This window comes from uncultured Roseovarius sp. (assembly GCF_947489715.1).
Classification (GTDB): Bacteria; Pseudomonadota; Alphaproteobacteria; order Rhodobacterales; family Rhodobacteraceae; genus Roseovarius.
Window position 1 is genome coordinate 525,482 of sequence record NZ_CANLER010000001.1, and the last position, 15,467, is coordinate 540,948.

Here is a 15,467-nt window from a genome sequence, read left to right on the forward strand (position 1 = left end):
CATTTCGGAGACGACAACATGGCAGTTCAAAATGGCAAGGATCTGTTGGTCAAGATCGACCTGACCGGCAGCGGAGACTTTCAAACGGTGGCAGGGTTGCGGGCGACGCGGATCAGTTTCAACGCCGAAAGCATCGACGTCACCAGCCTTGAAAGCGCAGGCGGCTGGCGTGAGCTTTTGGGCGGCGCGGGCGTGAAATCGGCCTCGATCAGCGGGTCGGGTATTTTTCGCGACGAAGCCAGTGACGAGCGTGCGCGTCAGATCTTTTTCGACGGGGAAACGCCGCCGTTTCAGGTGGTGATCCCGGATTTCGGCACTGTCGAGGGGCCGTTTCAGGTGACCGCGATCGAATATGCCGGCAGCCACGACGGCGAGGCCACGTATGAGTTGTCCATGGCCTCGGCGGGGCAGCTGAGCTTTACGGCGCTTTAAGGTCATGGCGAACCCCTGGGCAGGAGAGGTGGCGCTGGTCATCGACGGTGAACGGCATGTGCTGAAGCTGACGCTGGGGGCGCTGGCGGAACTGGAGGCGGGGCTGGAGACTGGCACGCTGATCGAGCTGGTCGAGCGGTTCGAGGGCGGGGCGTTTTCCACCCGTGACGTGCTGGCGCTGATTGTGGCCGGCCTGCGTGGTGGCGGCTGGCAGGGACAACCGGCTGATCTGCTTGCCGCCGAGATCGAGGGCGGGCCCCTGGGCGCGGCCCGGGCGGCGGCGGAATTGCTGGCGCGGGCCTTTGCGATGCCCGAGCGCGCATGAACGGTTTCGACTGGCCCGCGTTGATGCAGGCGGGCGTGCGCGGACTGGGGTTGAGGCCCGCTGAATTCTGGGCGCTGACACCCGCCGAGCTGAATCTGATGCTGGGACGAGAAGGGGGCGCGGCCCCCCTGGCGCGGGCGCGGCTGGACGAGTTGCTGAGCGCGTATCCGGACAAAAAAGGAGTGAGTGAGGATGGACCACACTGAACGAATGGACGAGCTGGATCTGCAGATTGATCAGCTGGATCAGTCTCTGGGGCAGGCGACCACGATGGCCGCCGCTTTCAATACCGAACTTGAGCGGGTCAAGACCACGTTTTCCGGCGCCGGTCAGGATGTAAAGGCGTTGGATACCGGCATCAGCCGCGGTCTGCGCAGCGCGATCAAGGGCGCGGTTCTGGATGGAGACAGCCTGTCAGACAGTCTGCACACTTTGGCAAATTCGATGGTCAACAGCGCATTCAATTCCGCCGTCCGGCCCGTTGCCGATCATGTCGGTGGCCTGGTCTCGCAGGGGATCGGCAACCTGATGGGGGGGCTATTTCCTTTTGCCAACGGCGCCAGCTTTTCCCAAGGCCGGGTGCAGCCCTTTGCCAGCGGCGGTGTCGTCGACGGACCAGTCACCTTTCCAATGCGGGGCGGCACCGGACTGATGGGCGAAGCCGGACCCGAAGCGATTATGCCGCTGAGCCGCGGGGCTGACGGCAAGCTGGGCGTCCGGGGTGCGGGTGGCGGCGGCAATGTCAGCGTGGTGATGAACATCAAAACGCCCGACGTGCAGGGCTTTCGCCGGTCGCAGGCGCAGATCGCGGACCAAATGGGCCGCGTGATCGGGCGCGGCGGGCGAAATCGTTAGGAAAAAGGGGAAAAGCGGATGGGTTTTCATGAGGTACGTTTCCCGGCAAGCCTGAGCTTTGGTTCGGTCGGGGGTCCCGTGCGGCACACTGATATCGTGGCGCTGGCCAATGGGTATGAAGAACGCAACACGCCCTGGGCGCATTCGCGGCGGCGCTATGATGCGGGTATGGCGATGCGCGGTCTGGATGATATCGAGGCGCTGATCGCGTTTTTCGAGGCGCGGCGGGGACAGATGTATGGCTTTCGCTGGAAGGACTGGGCAGATTACAAATCCTGTAATGCCTCGGCTGGGCCGCATTTCGATGATCTGGTGATCGCCACGGGTGACGGCACCGAAACCGGGTTCCAGTTGTCGCGGCTCTATTATTCGGGGGGGCATTCCTACACCCGTCCGATCACCAAGCCGGTGGCGGGCAGCGTCCTGGTGGGGCTTGACAATGTCGAGCAGCAGGAGGGCCCGGATTTCACCGTCGATACCACCACCGGTCGCGTCATCTTTGCGACACCGCCAGCCGCGGGCCAGGCGATTACTGCCGGGTTCGAATTTGATGTGCCGGTGCGTTTCGACACCGACCGGATCAATATCAGCATGGCCAGTTTCCAGGCCGGAGAAGTGCCCGACGTTCCGGTGATCGAGGTGCGCGTATGAGCGATTTCAATGCAGCGCTGAAGGCGCATCTTGAAACCGGGGTCACCACCACCTGCAATTGCTGGGCGCTGAGCCGGCGCGACGGCGTTGTCCTGGGGTTCACCGATCATGACGGCCCGCTGAGTTTTGCTGGCATCAACTTCAAGGCCGATGCGGGTATGAATGCCCTGGCCCTGCAGCAGACCACCGGCTTGTCGATCGATAACACCGAGGCGCTGGGGGCGCTGAGCAGCACCGCGATCCGGGAGGAAGACATCGAGGCGGGCCGCTACGATGGTGCCGAGATCCGTTCCTGGCTGGTCAACTGGCAGGATGTCAGCCAGCGGCAAATGCAGTTTCGCGGTACGATCGGAGAGCTGCGGCGCCGGGATGGTAGTTTCGAGGCAGAACTGCGCGGTCTTACTGAGGCGCTGAACAAACCGATCGGGCGGGTCTATCAGCGGCCTTGCGGGGCCGTTTTGGGCGACAAGGCTTGCGGGTTTGATCTGAACACCACAGGGTTTTTCGAACTGCGCGTGGTAGAAGCCGTCGAAAATCGTCAGGTTTTTCGCTTTTCCACCCTGAGCGGCACCCCCAGGGGCTGGTTCAATCATGGCCGGCTGGTGATGCTGGACGGGGATGCGCAGGGGTTGATCGGGCTGATCAAGCGCGACGTGATCGACGGCAGCGAGAGGGTGATCGAACTTTGGCAGTCGATGCGCGCGAATGTGGTACCCGGCAACCAGTTGCGGCTTGAGGCCGGTTGCAGCAAGCGGATGCAGACCTGCAAGAAAAAATTCGACAATCTGGTGAATTTCCGCGGCTTTCCTGACCTTCCCGGCGATGACTGGTCCATCGCGGCACCGCGCCAGTCCGGCGTTCTGTCGGGCGGGAGCCGCCGCTGATGGCTGGAATCGGTGATAAGGTCGTGACCTCGGCCCGGGGGTGGATCGGGACGCCCTATCGGCATCAGGCGTCGCGCAAGAATGCAGGCACGGATTGTCTGGGCCTGCTGCGAGGGGTCTGGCGCGAGGTTCTGGGCGTTGAGCCCGAGCGCCCGCCTGCCTATTCGAAAGACTGGTCCGAGCCGGCAAATGTCGAGACGCTTTGGACCGCGGCGGCGCGCCATCTGATCCCAAAAGAGCTTGATGATGAAGCGCCGGGTGACGTGCTGTTGTTTCGGATGCGCGAAGGATCGGTTGCCAAGCATCTGGGCATTGCGGGACGGGTTGGTGACGACGCCAGTTTCGTACACGCATATTCGGGTCATGCAGTGGTCGAAAGCCCGCTGAGCGCCCCCTGGCGACGCCGCATCGCGGCGCGTTTCAAATTCCCCGAGGAGAAAAGATAATGGCGACAATTCTTCTTTCGGCCGCAGGCGCGGCGGTGGGCGGCTCGATCGGCGGGTCAATTCTGGGTCTGTCGACGGCAGCGATCGGGCGGTTCGCCGGTGCCTTGATCGGACGGTCGATTGACCAGCGATTGCTGGGCGAGGGATCAGAGGCGGTCGAAACCGGTCGGGTGAACCGGATGCGCCTGACCGGCGCGGGCGAGGGCGATCCGATTGCGCAGATTTACGGGCGGATGCGGGTATCCGGACAGGTGATCTGGGCGACCGAGTTCCGCGAGGATGTGACCGTGACGCCGGGAAGCAGCGGCGGCAAAGGCGGCTCACCCAAACCGCCGACACCGGAACAGCGCGAGTACAGCTATTCGGTCAGTCTGGCGATTGCGCTCTGCGAGGGAAAGATTTCCAATGTGAACCGGATCTGGGCCGATGGCCGCGAGATCTGGCGCAACAGTCTGAACATGCGCGTCTACAAGGGTGGACCCGCGCAACTGCCCGACCCTAAGATGGAGGCGATCGAGGGCGCAGGCAATGTGCCCGCCTATCGCGGCGTTGCATATGTGGTGATCGAAGATCTCAACCTGGGGCCTTTTGGCAACCGGGTACCGCAGTTCAATTTCGAAGTCAGCCGCCCGTCCCCGGTAAATCAGCCCGGTGCCGATGTGGACCCGCCGCATGCGCTGAAAGGTGTGGCGCTGCTGCCGGGAAGCGGTGAATACGCTTTGGCAAGCACCGCCGTCAGGATGAATTACGGCCCTGGAGCGGGCCAGATCAACAACATCAATTCCAAGGCCGGAGTTCCCAATTTCACCGCGTCCCTGAGGGATTTGCAGTCGGAATTGCCCAATTGCCGGTCCTCATCCTTGATCGTGACCTGGTTCGGCAGCGATCTGCGGTGCAAGCATTGCAACATTCGGCCGAAATGCGAGCAATCTGCTGTGGATTCGGTGAATATGCCCTGGCAGGTCTCCAGCCTGGATCGATCCAATTCGCTGCAGGTACGACGTGATCCGGATGGCAAGAAGCTGTTTGGGGGCACCCCGGCGGATGCCTCGGTGGTCGAAGCGATCAAGGCATTGAAACAGGCCGGCCAGGATGTGATGTATTATCCGTTCATCCTGATGGATCAGATCGAGGGGAATGGCCGCCCCGATCCCTATAGCGGCGCCGCGCATCAGGCGCCGGTGCCATGGCGCGGGCGCATCACCACAACGAAAGCGCCGGGTCAGCCGGGCAGCCCGGATGGCACTGCCACCGCCGAAGCCGAGGTGGCAACCTTCTTTGGCAATGCCAAGGCCAGCGATTTTGAAATCACCCCCAACAATTTCACCCTGTCCCTGGGCACAAGCGTGCCGGGTATGCTGGGCCATGTCGGGCCGGTTCATCACAGCCCGGTCAGCTATACCGGCCCCGAAGATTGGGGCTATCGCCGGTTCATCCTGCATCAGGCGGCGCTTTGTGCCGCGGCGGGTGGCGTTGAAAGCTTCTGCATCGGCTCCGAGATGCGCGGCCTGACCCAGATCAGGGGGGCCAATAACAGCTTCCCTGCCGTGGCCGAGCTAAAGAGCCTGGCCGCGCAAGTGCGCAGCCTTTTGGGGCCAGGCGTCAAGATCAGCTATGCTGCCGACTGGTCGGAATATTTCGGCTATCAGCCCGATGACGGAAGCGGCGACCGTTTCTTTCATCTGGATCCGCTTTGGGCCGACCCGAACATCGATTTCATCGGAATCGACAATTACATGCCCCTGTCTGACTGGCGCGATGGCCACGACCATGCCGATGCGGCGTGGGAAACCATCTACGACATGGGGTATCTGCAGTCCAATATCGAAGGCGGCGAAGGCTATGACTGGTACTATGCCTCGCCCGAGGATGAAAAAGCCCAGATCCGCACGCCGATCACCGACAATGCGCATGGCGAACCCTGGGTCTGGCGCTACAAGGATATTCGCAACTGGTGGCTGCATTCGCATCATGACCGAGTGGGTGGCGTGCGCTCTGCCACAAAGACGCCCTGGATACCGCAATCGAAACCCATTCGCTTTACTGAATTCGGGTGTGCCGCGATTGACAAGGGGACCAACCAGCCCAACAAGTTTCTTGATCCGAAATCGTCAGAATCAAAATTCCCAAAGTTTTCATTGGGTTACCGTGACGAGTTAATCCAGTTACAATATCTGCGCTCGATGCTCGGCTACTGGACGAACCCGGCCAATAATCCGATTTCTTCCAGATATGGCAAACGCATGCTGGATATGGAACACGCCTATGCCTGGGCTTGGGATACGCGGCCGTTCCCGTATTTTCCCAACAATCGCGGACTTTGGTCGGATGGTGCGAATTTCCCGCGCGGTCACTGGCTGAACGGGAGGATGTCGTCCCGCACGCTGGCGTCGGTCGTCGAGGAAATCTGTACCGACAGTGATATGAAACATCTGGACACGAAAAAACTGCATGGGCTTGTGCGCGGCTATTCGGTCGATCAGACCGGCAAGGCACGTTCTACCTTGCAGCCCCTGATGCTGTGCGCTGGCTTCGATGCGGTAGAACGCGGCGGAAAACTGGTCTGCCGCAACCGTGACGGGCATGCGAATGCGGTGATCGCCGGCGGTGGCATGGTCCGCGATCCGGAAAACGATTCCGTCATTGAGACCACCCGTGGCAGCGTGGCCGAGTTGCCGGGCCGGGTCAGGTTGCGCTTTATCAACGCCGATAGCGAATTCGAAGTCCTGGCCGAAGAGGCGGTCTTGCCCGATGAAGATAAGCAAGGCATCTCGAATTCCGAGATGCCCATCTGCCTGACCCGGGGAGAAGGGCGTCAGACCGTTGAACGCTGGCTGGCCGAGGCGCGGGTGTCGACCGATACGGTGCGTCTGACCCTGCCGCCGTCGCGCATGGATATCGGTGCCGGCGACGTGGTCGAACTGGAAGAGGCCGGTGGCGTCGGCTTGTTCCGTGTCGACCGTGTCGAGATGATGGGAAATGCTCAACGCGTTGAAGGGGTCCGGATCGAAGCAGAAAGCTATCTGCCGCTCGAGGTGGACGAAGAAGACCCGAAACTGTTGCGCTTCACGCCACCCACCCCGGTGACACCGCTGTTTCTTGATCTGCCGCTCCTGACCGGCGAAGAGGTGCCTCATGCCCCCCATGTCGCGGTGATGGCAGACCCTTGGCCCGGATCGGGTGCGCTTTATGCGTCGGACACTGATGCGAACTATCAGCTGAACAAGATCATCCCGGCGCGTGCGCCCGTCGGCATAACAGAAAACGCGCTTGCGCCCTGCCGGTCGGGTCTGATCGACCGGGGCGAGGGGTTGATCGTGAAAATGCGTTTTGGAACCATGGAAAGCGTGGTGAATGACGAGTTTCTTGCCGGTGCGAATATATGCGCGATCGGTGACGGGGCTCCCGACGGTTGGGAATTGTTTCAGTTTCGCGATGCAGAGCTGATCGACACCGATACCTATCTGTTGCGGCACCGCCTGCGCGGCCAGTTCGGCACCGAGGCGTTGGGCAAAGATGCCTGGCCCGCCGGATCGTTCTTGGTGCGGCTGGATGGAACTGCCATTCAGATCAACATGGCCGAGGGTAAGCGCGGGCTGGTCCGGCATTACCGCGCGGGTCCGGCAAACCGGCCTCTGGATGATCCATCCTATCAGCATGGCGAACTGTCATTCGATGGGATCGGCCTGAAACCCTATAGCCCGGTGCATCTATGCGCGGTCCGGCAAAACGGTGGTGATATCCGGTACAACTGGATCAGGCGCACTCGAACCGGCGGTGACCGCTGGGACACGCCCGAGATACCATTGAATGAGGAAAGCGAACAGTACCTGCTGCGGGTCAAGCAGGGCACAAATGTGCTGCGCGAGGAAATGTTGAGCACTCCGGAATGGATCTACTCGGCGGTCGCACAATCCGAAGATGGTCTGACTGGCGCGTTCGAGCTGGAGGTGGCGCAGGTTTCAGCCAGTTTCGGTCCAGGCACCTTTGCCGTGTTGGCACAGACGGCCTAGCCTTTCGCGCATGAAATGCATTTTGCGGCGGCGGGATCAAGCTCAAGTCTTTTGAGCGAGATCTCGTCGCCGCAATCATCGCAATAGCCAAATTCACCCTCTTCAAGGCGTCCAAGCGCCGCTTTGAGCCGGGTTTTCTCGGATCGGCGGCGGGTGGCCTGGGCCTTGGCCATCGCCTGATATTGCAGGGCATCCATCCGGCTGAGACGGCCAACCGACTGCTGATCCAGCTCGACCGTGGCTTGACCGGCCTCTCCCAAGGCGTCCTCCTGCGCGATCTCGGCAAGGCGCGCCTGGATAAGATCGCGGAATTTCACTTCGTCAGTTGCATTCAATTTGCTTATCCCCGCAATCACAGCTTTGCATTTTACCATCCGTGCCTATCTGTTATAGTCAAGGCCTGCCAAAGGAGCCTGCATATGGTTGAAACACGTGCAAAACTTGCCCAGCTTGATCCCGTCTGGGCGCAGATCATCAGCGAGGCACAGGATGCCATTGAATCTGAGCCGCTTTTGGGTGGCCTGGTGCATTCCAGCATCCTGCACCACAAAAGCATCGAATCGGCGCTGTCCTACCGGATTTCACTGAAGCTGGCCTCGACTGAGATGTCCGAGCAGATTCTGCGTGAAATCTGCGATGAGGCGATGGCGATGGACCCGGAAATAGCGCTGTCGGCACGTGCTGATATCGTTGCGGTGAACGACCGTGACCCCGCCTGCGACCGGTTCATCCTGCCCATGCTCTATTTCAAGGGCTTCCAGGCAGTGCAGGCGCATCGTGTCGCGCATTGGCTGTGGGATCAGGGCCGCAAGGATCTGGCGCGTTTCGTGCAGATGCGCTGCTCCGAAGCGTTCGGCGTTGATATCCATCCTGCCGCGAGGATCGGCAAGGGCATCATGATCGACCACGCCCATTCCATCGTGATCGGCGAAACCGCCGTGGTGGGTGACAATGTGTCGATGCTGCACTCGGTCACGCTGGGCGGCACCGGCAAGGAAGAAGAGGACCGCCACCCCAAGATCGGCAATGGCGTACTGATCGGGGCAGGGGCCAAGGTGCTGGGGAATATCCGTGTTGGCAATTGCAGCCGCGTGGCCGCAGGTTCCGTCGTGCTGCAGGAAGTGCCCCCCTGCAAGACTGTCGCAGGCATTCCAGCCAAGATCGTCGGTGAGGCCGGTTGCGATCAGCCGTCGCTGACCATGGATCAGTTACTGCAGACGGCTCCCTGTCCTGAAGATCTGTCCTAGCTCCGCCTCATTGAACTCAAGAAAGCCCCGGGTGCATCTTGCGCGACCGGGGCTTTTCTTTTGCTTCGACAGGGCGCGTTGCAGACTTTCTTGTAACGGCTATATCTAGACGGATCAGATTTGCCCTACTGCAAGTGCGGGCGACTGGCTGGTTCCCGGAAACACAACGCTTTGCGCCTATTTGTCGAGGATCTGGATCGCGATCTGCGGCGCGGCCGAAAACGGCTGGGTTTGGTCCTCAACATCGCTGGCAAAAAGAAGCGGCCACTGAGCAAGGGCGCTTAAGGCTATGGCGCTGGACAGAAAAACGGTTTTCATGACGAAGCTCTCAATTGCTGATGCGTTGTTCTCAGCCGGATATGGGGCATTTGTGACGTGTCATTCAAAAGCAACCGGTTTGCGATAGTTTGTTATCAGATATCAAATCACGGCAAGAAGTTGGTATTTAATGGTTTTATCAAATCTTATCCAAAACGGTTAATTGGGACCGTAGCCCATCCGATGAATGAACGGATCCGTTCATTACCATTCCAATGAAAACGGCGCCGGGAGGTTGCCCGACGCCGATCTGTCGTGTTCTTGCCCTTATACTTAGTGGGAACGCTGCCTGTGTCAGGCCAGCATCACCATTGGGTTTTCGAGGTTTTGCAGGATCTGTTCCAGCAATTCCGCGCCAAGGGCACCGTCGATGACCCGGTGATCGACGCTGAGCGTAACAGACATGACTGTTGCGACGGTCAATTCGCCATCATCGCCAACAACCGGTTTTTTCTTGCCGCCGCCCACCGCCAGGATCGCGCCGTGGGGTGGGTTGATGACCGCGTCGAAATTGTCGATGCCGAACATGCCCAGGTTCGAGATGGCAAAACTGCCGCCTTGGTATTCCTCGGGCGCAAGCTTGCGGTCACGGGCGCGGGCGGCCAGGTCTTTCATCTCGGCGGAAAGCGCCGAGAGAGATTTCATCTCGGCATCTTTCAGCACCGGCGTGAACAGACCGCCTTCGATGGCCACGGCCACGGCGACGTCCGAGGGTCGGAGGCGCAGCACCTTGTCGCCGGCCCAGACCGCATTGGCATCGGGGCAGGCCTGAAGCGCCAATGCGCAGGCTTTGATGATGAAGTCGTTGACGCTGAGCTTGACGCCGCGCCCTTCGAGTTGCTTGTTGAGTTGGCTGCGGAATTTCAGCAGCGCATCCAGCTTGATGTCGCGACGCAGGTAGAAATGCGGCACGGTCTGCTTGGCCTCGGTCAGGCGCGCGGCGATGGTCTTGCGCATGCCGTCGAGCTTGACCTCTTCGTAATCGCGGCCCTGATACATCGCGGCGATGGCATCGCCGGATGGCCCTGATGGGGTCGGGGTGGCAGCGGGTGACGCAACCTTTTCCGCGGGGGCGGGTTTGTCTGACGGTTTGGCACTTTCGACATCTGCCTTGACGATCCGGCCATGGGGCCCAGAGCCCTTGATCTGGCTGAGATCGAGTCCCTTGTCCGCAGCAATCCGGCGCGCCAGAGGGGACGCGAAAATCCGATCTCCGCTGGCGGCTTTCGGGGCAGGGGGAGCGGCCTTCTCGGTGGCAGCAGGTGCCGCCTCCTCGGTGGCCGCGTCGGCCTTGGCAGCCTCCGGCGCGGGTTCTGACGGCGCCGATGTGTCGCCGATGTCGTCCGCGCTTTCACCGTCTTCCAACAACACCGCGATCGGGGTGTTGACCTTGACCCCTTCGGAGCCTTCATCGACGAGAATCTTGCCGATGGTGCCTTCGTCGACGGCTTCGAATTCCATCGTCGCCTTGTCGGTTTCGATCTCGGCCAGCAGGTCACCGGAACTGACGGTATCGCCTTCCTTGACCAGCCACTTGGCAAGCGTGCCCTCTTCCATCGTGGGGGACAGAGCGGGCATGAGTATTTCAGTAGGCATATCCCGTGTCTCCTTATCTGTATGTGACTTGTTTGACGGCCTCGATCACCTCGGCGGTCGAAGTTAACGCCAGTCTTTCAAGATTGGCTGCATAGGGCATTGGTACATCTTTGCCAGTGCAATTGATGACCGGCGCGTCGAGATAGTCAAAGGCGCGTTCCATCAGTGTTGCCGTAATGTGATTGCCGATAGACGCGACGGGCCAGCCTTCTTCGACGGTGACGCAGCGGTTGGTTTTCATCACCGATGCGACGACCGTGTCGTAATCCAGCGGGCGCAGGGTGCGCAGGTCGATCACCTCGGCGCTGATGCCGTCTTCAGCCAGCTTTTCCGCCGCCTCGAGCGCGTAGGTCATGCCAATGCCGAAGCTGACGATGGTGACGTCCGTGCCCTCGCGGTGAATGCGCGCCTTGCCGAAGGGAATGGTGAAATCATCCAGCTTGGGAACCTCGAAGGACTTGCCGTAGAGTATCTCGTTTTCCAGGAACACGACCGGGTTAGGATCGCGAATGGCGGATTTCAGCAATCCCTTGGCGTCGGCGGCCGAATAGGGCTGCACCACCTTGAGACCGGGCACCTGCGCATACCAGGCAGCATAGTCCTGGGAATGCTGCGCGCCCACCCGGGCGGCAGCGCCGTTGGGGCCACGGAAGACGATCGGGCTACCCATCTGGCCGCCGGACATGTAAAGCGTCTTGGCGGCCGAGTTGATGATCTGGTCGATCGCCTGCATGGCGAAGTTCCAGGTCATGAATTCGACAATTGGCCGCAGACCGCCCCAGGAGGCGCCGACGCCGATCCCGGCGAATCCGTGCTCGGTGATCGGGGTGTCGATCACGCGTTTGGCGCCGAATTCATCTAGTAGGTTCTGGGTGATCTTGTAGGCGCCCTGATATTCAGCCACCTCTTCGCCCATGACGAACACCGACTCGTCCCGGCGCATTTCCTCGGCCATGGCCGAATTCAGCGCCTCGCGCACGGTCATCTTGACCATTTCGGTGCCCTCGGGCCAGTCGGGGCTGGTGTCGGGGGCCGGAGCGGCGGCAGGGGTTGCGCCTGCAGAGGCAGTCGCCGCAGGGGCCTCGGCCGCTGGCGCAGCTTCAGTCGGGACAGACGCGCTGACATCGCCAATGTCATCGGCGCTTTCGCCTTCTTCCAGCAGGACCGCGATGGGGGTGTTGACCTTAACTCCTTCGGTTCCTTCGTCGATCAGGATCTTGCCGATGGTGCCTTCATCGACGGCTTCGAATTCCATCGTTGCCTTGTCGGTTTCGATCTCGGCCATGATATCGCCCGAGTTAACGGTATCGCCCTCTTTCACAAGCCATTTGGCCAGAGTACCTTCTTCCATCGTCGGAGAGAGGGCGGGCATAAGAATTTCGGTAGCCATTGTCTCGTCTCCTCTTCAGGCGTTCTGCGGTGCAATGTCGGTGATGATGTCGGTCCACAGCTCTTCGACTGCGGGCTCCGGGCTGTCCTTGGCGAAGTCGGCGGATTTGTTGACGACGCTTTTGATCTCTTTGTCGATGGCCTTGAGGTCTTCTTCGCTGGCGTGTTTGCCGGACATCAACAATTCGCGCACATGTTCGATGGCGTCTTTCTCTTCGCGCATCTTCTGCACTTCCTCGCGGGTCCGGTATTTGGCCGGGTCTGACATCGAGTGGCCGCGGTACCGATATGTCTTGACCTCAAGAATATAGGGGCCTTTGCCCGCTCGGCAGTGCGCCACGGCTTTTTCGCCCGCCTCTTTAACAGCCAGCACATCCATGCCGTCAACCGCTTCGCCAGGAATGCCAAACGCCGCGCCGCGTGTGTAGATATCGGGGGTAGAGGTTGAGCGTTTCTGAGAAGTCCCCATCGCGTATTGATTGTTCTCAATCACAAAGATCACCGGCAATTCCCAGAGCGCTGCCATGTTGAAGGTCTCATAGACCTGCCCTTGGTTGGCTGCGCCATCGCCGAAATAAGTGAAGGTGACATTGTCATTGCCCTTGTACTTATCGGAAAATGCCAGGCCGGCACCTAGTGGTACATTGGCCCCGACGATACCGTGCCCGCCATAGAAATGCTTGTCGGTCGAGAACATATGCATCGAGCCGCCCTTGCCGCGTGAGTATCCGCCCTCGCGGCCCGTCAGCTCGGCCATCACGCCATTCGGGTCCATGCCGCAGGCCAACATATGGCCATGATCGCGGTAGGTGGTAACTCGCTTATCGCCTTCTTTTGTTGCAGCCTCGAGACCGACAACAACCGCTTCCTGACCGATATAGAGATGGCAAAATCCGCCTATCAGGCCCATTCCGTACAATTGACCGGCCTTTTCTTCGAATCGCCGGATCAACAGCATATCGCGATAAAATTGTTTTAGTTCATCCGCGGAAACGTTTGGTTTTTTTGAGGTTTTTCTGGCGGCCATGGGCATGCAACTCCTTGTCCGGATTAATAGTTTAGCATTAAACTATTTCATATACCATCTGATCGCCCCTGACGAGAGCGAAAATGCCAGGCCTTTCCAGCTTTGCAGAATAGGTCAGAAAAAGGTGTCAGCGGATGACGATTTCGTCGCCGCGCAACAATCCCAGAACGTCGCGGGCCTGCTGATCCAATAGGTCAATATCAAGGTAATCGTCCGACAGGCGACGTGTCAGGTTTTCCATCCGGGTCACGTGGGCGCTCAGCGCTTGAAGTTGGGTTTGTAAAGTACGGCTTTCGGCATCAATTTCAGCTCGGCGGAAAAGGCCGTAATCGCCCTGTACGGCAGCAAAGGTGAAATAGATACTCAGACCAAACGCGATCAGAAAAAAGATCAGCGCGCCCATTGCCGGTTTGGTGCGGGTGGTCATTCTTGCTTTGCCTCATGCGTCGCCTCTGATGGGCGATCTGGGGGCACCATGCCACATCCGAATCGCTTTGTGAATCCCCTTTCTTTCATTGGATGGCGCCTGGCAATGCGACAGCTTTCGGCTCGCTCTTAGCGTATTGATCAGTTTCTTCTCTGGTTCCTTGCTCTGCCTTGAAAACCGGTTCCCACTTTCCGGAATGCACTCTAGAAATATCGCTAGAGGAGAGTCGCCCATGAAAAATTCATCTCCGCGTAGTCATTTGGCAACGCATGAGGTTTTCAATCAGCCTGGCCAACGAGGTGAACGGGATTTTTGGGCACAAGATCCGGCACTTATCTGTCATGCAGGGGCGGCAGGCGCGGATATCGCACATCTGGCAGGGTATGGGGCCAAACTGGGTAACGTGGCCTTGCGCGATGCTGCACGTGATGCAAATCGTCACACGCCAGAGCTTATAAGTTTCGATACGGGGGGGCGGCGACTGGATGAGGTGAGGTTTCACCCCGGTTATCACCAGCTAATGCAAATCGGGATTGGAGCAGGGTATGCCTCGATTGCCTGGGAGGGGCGACTGGGCGGTCATGCCAGCCATGCGGCGATGGTCTATCTGACCTCTCAGGTTGAACCGGGCGTGTGTTGTCCAATGACGATGACCTATGCCGCCATTCCAGCGCTCAAAGCAGATAAATCGCTTTTTGATGCCTGGGCACCCAAACTCATTTCTCGCGTTTATGACGGTGCGCCCAAGCCGCTTGCCCGAAAACCGGGCGTCACGATGGGAATGGCGATGACTGAAAAACAAGGCGGTTCCGACATACGCGCCAACACCACGCGGGCGGAACGTGATGGGCCCCATTATCGACTGACCGGGCATAAATGGTTCTGCTCCGCACCAATGTCCGACGGTTTCCTGACCCTGGCGCAAGCGCCAGAGGGGTTGACCTGTTTTCTTGTGCCGCGCTGGCTTGAAGATACCCGTAATGCGATCCACATCCAGCGCCTCAAGGAAAAGCTGGGTAATCGTGCCAACGCCTCGGCCGAAATCGAATATCACAACGCGCGGGCACATCGGTTGGGCGACGAAGGCGCCGGGGTGCGCACAATCATCGAGATGGTGCATCACACGCGGCTGGATACAGCGATGGCCCCTGCGGGGCTGATGCGGGCCGCCCTTGATCATGCACATCATTGGGCGCAGCATCGAACAGCGTTCCAGAAACAGCTGATCGACCAGCCCCTGATGCGAAATGTATTGGCAGACCTGACACTGGATTGGGAGGGCACGTTGGCGCTTGGCTGTCATGTTGCAAGTGCCTTTGACGGCAAGACTGACCGCGACCGCGCCTTTGCCCGTCTGGCTGTAGCGCTGGCGAAATATCTGGGCAACAAGCTGTGCCCCGGCCTTGTCTACGAGGCGATGGAAGCGATCGGCGGCGCGGGGTATGTCGAGGAAAGCGGCCTGCCGCTGCTTTATCGCGAAGCACCGCTGAATTCGATCTGGGAGGGGTCCGGTAACGTGATCTGTCTTGATGTCTTGCGCACACTAAAGCGCGAACCGCTGGCGGGCGAGGTGCTGAGCGAAGAATTGGGCAAAGCTGCCGGACAAGTCCGTCGCTTCGATGTCGCGATGAAAGCGCATATGGAACGCTTCCCCAAACTGCCAGACGAAGGTCAAGCGCGCTGGTATGTCGAAAGCCTGGCGACTTTGTTAACGGCCTCGGTATTGATTCGACATGCGCCGCCGGCCGTTTCCGAGGCTTATGTGGCCACGCGCCTTTCGGGAGAACGCGGACGGACGGCGGGGGCGATTGGCGCAGTTGATCTGGGCGGTGTTTTGTCACGCCTCGGGGACTGAAC

The 15,467-nt window shown here is 59.8% G+C and carries 16 protein-coding genes; 10 read left to right on the top strand and 6 right to left on the bottom strand.

The window, feature by feature from the left end:
• Nucleotides 1-18 precede the first annotated feature (18 nt).
• The 8 genes from Q1B27_RS02585 to Q1B27_RS02620 are packed head-to-tail and all read left to right on the top strand — an operon-like array spanning nt 19 to nt 7,606.
• On the top strand, nt 19-432 hold the full coding sequence (locus Q1B27_RS02585) for a phage major tail protein, TP901-1 family (protein WP_299843153.1): 414 nt from the start codon (nt 19-21) through the stop codon (nt 430-432).
• A gap of 4 nt (nt 433-436) precedes the next feature.
• A complete protein-coding gene (locus Q1B27_RS02590) occupies nt 437-757 on the top strand; it encodes a gene transfer agent family protein (RefSeq protein ID WP_299843157.1) in 321 nt (106 codons plus the stop codon).
• The gene (locus tag Q1B27_RS02595) at nt 754-963 is read left to right on the top strand and encodes a rcc01693 family protein (RefSeq protein ID WP_299843159.1); all 210 of its coding nucleotides are present in this window, start codon (nt 754-756) and stop codon (nt 961-963) included. Before Q1B27_RS02590 ends, Q1B27_RS02595 begins: the two co-directional genes overlap by 4 nt.
• Nucleotides 950-1,612 (top strand): phage tail tape measure protein, encoded by a 663-nt coding sequence (locus Q1B27_RS02600; RefSeq protein WP_299843161.1) that lies wholly within the window; start codon nt 950-952, stop codon nt 1,610-1,612. Before Q1B27_RS02595 ends, Q1B27_RS02600 begins: the two co-directional genes overlap by 14 nt.
• 18 nt (nt 1,613-1,630) lie before the next feature.
• Nucleotides 1,631-2,263: a DUF2460 domain-containing protein gene (locus Q1B27_RS02605; RefSeq protein WP_299843163.1), complete on the top strand. Its 633-nt coding sequence runs from the start codon at nt 1,631-1,633 to the stop codon at nt 2,261-2,263.
• Nucleotides 2,260-3,147, top strand: coding sequence for a DUF2163 domain-containing protein (locus Q1B27_RS02610; RefSeq protein ID WP_299843166.1), 888 nt, complete (start codon nt 2,260-2,262; stop codon nt 3,145-3,147). Before Q1B27_RS02605 ends, Q1B27_RS02610 begins: the two co-directional genes overlap by 4 nt.
• Nucleotides 3,147-3,593 (top strand): NlpC/P60 family protein, encoded by a 447-nt coding sequence (locus Q1B27_RS02615; RefSeq protein WP_299843169.1) that lies wholly within the window; start codon nt 3,147-3,149, stop codon nt 3,591-3,593. Before Q1B27_RS02610 ends, Q1B27_RS02615 begins: the two co-directional genes overlap by 1 nt.
• The gene (locus Q1B27_RS02620) at nt 3,593-7,606 is read left to right on the top strand and encodes a glycoside hydrolase/phage tail family protein (protein ID WP_299843172.1); all 4,014 of its coding nucleotides are present in this window, start codon (nt 3,593-3,595) and stop codon (nt 7,604-7,606) included. The genes Q1B27_RS02615 and Q1B27_RS02620 overlap by 1 nt, the downstream gene beginning before the upstream one ends.
• On the opposite strand, the gene Q1B27_RS02625 is transcribed toward Q1B27_RS02620, so the two are convergent.
• The gene (locus Q1B27_RS02625; protein WP_299843175.1) at nt 7,603-7,941 is read right to left on the bottom strand and encodes a TraR/DksA C4-type zinc finger protein; all 339 of its coding nucleotides are present in this window, start codon (nt 7,939-7,941) and stop codon (nt 7,603-7,605) included. The two genes, Q1B27_RS02620 and Q1B27_RS02625, sit on opposite strands and share 4 nt — an antisense overlap.
• Before the next feature lie 84 nt (nt 7,942-8,025).
• On the opposite strand from Q1B27_RS02625, the gene cysE reads away from it, so the two are divergent.
• Nucleotides 8,026-8,853, top strand: coding sequence for a serine O-acetyltransferase (gene cysE / locus Q1B27_RS02630; RefSeq protein WP_299843178.1), 828 nt, complete (start codon nt 8,026-8,028; stop codon nt 8,851-8,853).
• Nucleotides 8,854-9,030: 177 nt separating this feature from the next.
• Here the strand turns inward: cysE and Q1B27_RS02635 are convergent, their stop codons facing one another.
• From Q1B27_RS02635 to Q1B27_RS02655, 5 genes are all read right to left on the bottom strand, one after another.
• Nucleotides 9,031-9,171, bottom strand: coding sequence for a hypothetical protein (locus Q1B27_RS02635; protein ID WP_299843181.1), 141 nt, complete (start codon nt 9,169-9,171; stop codon nt 9,031-9,033).
• Nucleotides 9,172-9,465: 294 nt separating this feature from the next.
• Nucleotides 9,466-10,767: a pyruvate dehydrogenase complex dihydrolipoamide acetyltransferase gene (locus tag Q1B27_RS02640; protein WP_299843184.1), complete on the bottom strand. Its 1,302-nt coding sequence runs from the start codon at nt 10,765-10,767 to the stop codon at nt 9,466-9,468.
• A gap of 13 nt (nt 10,768-10,780) precedes the next feature.
• Nucleotides 10,781-12,157, bottom strand: coding sequence for a pyruvate dehydrogenase complex E1 component subunit beta (locus tag Q1B27_RS02645; protein ID WP_299843187.1), 1,377 nt, complete (start codon nt 12,155-12,157; stop codon nt 10,781-10,783).
• A gap of 15 nt (nt 12,158-12,172) precedes the next feature.
• The gene (pdhA, locus tag Q1B27_RS02650) at nt 12,173-13,183 is read right to left on the bottom strand and encodes a pyruvate dehydrogenase (acetyl-transferring) E1 component subunit alpha (protein ID WP_299843190.1); all 1,011 of its coding nucleotides are present in this window, start codon (nt 13,181-13,183) and stop codon (nt 12,173-12,175) included.
• A gap of 127 nt (nt 13,184-13,310) precedes the next feature.
• Nucleotides 13,311-13,610, bottom strand: a complete 300-nt coding sequence (locus Q1B27_RS02655; protein WP_299843193.1) for a septum formation initiator family protein — start codon at nt 13,608-13,610, stop codon at nt 13,311-13,313.
• A 232-nt stretch (nt 13,611-13,842) separates the two neighbouring features.
• Here Q1B27_RS02655 and Q1B27_RS02660 point away from each other — a divergent pair, with 232 nt between their 5' ends.
• On the top strand, nt 13,843-15,465 hold the full coding sequence (locus tag Q1B27_RS02660; protein ID WP_299843196.1) for an acyl-CoA dehydrogenase family protein: 1,623 nt from the start codon (nt 13,843-13,845) through the stop codon (nt 15,463-15,465).
• Nucleotides 15,466-15,467: the final 2 nt, after the last annotated feature.

Bases quoted from the DNA above. Each gene is read 5' to 3' on its own strand.
- Q1B27_RS02655 (WP_299843193.1), bottom strand. From the start codon at position 13,610: ATGACCACCCGCACCAAACCGGCAATGGGCGCGCTGATCTTTTTTCTG.
- Q1B27_RS02605 (WP_299843163.1), top strand. From the start codon at position 1,631: ATGGGTTTTCATGAGGTACGTTTCCCGGCAAGCCTGAGCTTTGGTTCG.
- Q1B27_RS02645 (WP_299843187.1), bottom strand. From the start codon at position 12,157: ATGGCTACCGAAATTCTTATGCCCGCCCTCTCTCCGACGATGGAAGAA.
- cysE (WP_299843178.1), top strand. From the start codon at position 8,026: ATGGTTGAAACACGTGCAAAACTTGCCCAGCTTGATCCCGTCTGGGCG.
- Q1B27_RS02610 (WP_299843166.1), top strand. From the start codon at position 2,260: ATGAGCGATTTCAATGCAGCGCTGAAGGCGCATCTTGAAACCGGGGTC.
- pdhA (WP_299843190.1), bottom strand. From the start codon at position 13,183: ATGGCCGCCAGAAAAACCTCAAAAAAACCAAACGTTTCCGCGGATGAA.
- Q1B27_RS02590 (WP_299843157.1), top strand. From the start codon at position 437: ATGGCGAACCCCTGGGCAGGAGAGGTGGCGCTGGTCATCGACGGTGAA.
- Q1B27_RS02615 (WP_299843169.1), top strand. From the start codon at position 3,147: ATGGCTGGAATCGGTGATAAGGTCGTGACCTCGGCCCGGGGGTGGATC.
- Q1B27_RS02620 (WP_299843172.1), top strand. From the start codon at position 3,593: ATGGCGACAATTCTTCTTTCGGCCGCAGGCGCGGCGGTGGGCGGCTCG.
- Q1B27_RS02635 (WP_299843181.1), bottom strand. From the start codon at position 9,171: ATGAAAACCGTTTTTCTGTCCAGCGCCATAGCCTTAAGCGCCCTTGCT.
- Q1B27_RS02600 (WP_299843161.1), top strand. From the start codon at position 950: ATGGACCACACTGAACGAATGGACGAGCTGGATCTGCAGATTGATCAG.
- Q1B27_RS02640 (WP_299843184.1), bottom strand. From the start codon at position 10,767: ATGCCTACTGAAATACTCATGCCCGCTCTGTCCCCCACGATGGAAGAG.
- Q1B27_RS02595 (WP_299843159.1), top strand. From the start codon at position 754: ATGAACGGTTTCGACTGGCCCGCGTTGATGCAGGCGGGCGTGCGCGGA.
- Q1B27_RS02660 (WP_299843196.1), top strand. From the start codon at position 13,843: ATGAAAAATTCATCTCCGCGTAGTCATTTGGCAACGCATGAGGTTTTC.
- Q1B27_RS02585 (WP_299843153.1), top strand. From the start codon at position 19: ATGGCAGTTCAAAATGGCAAGGATCTGTTGGTCAAGATCGACCTGACC.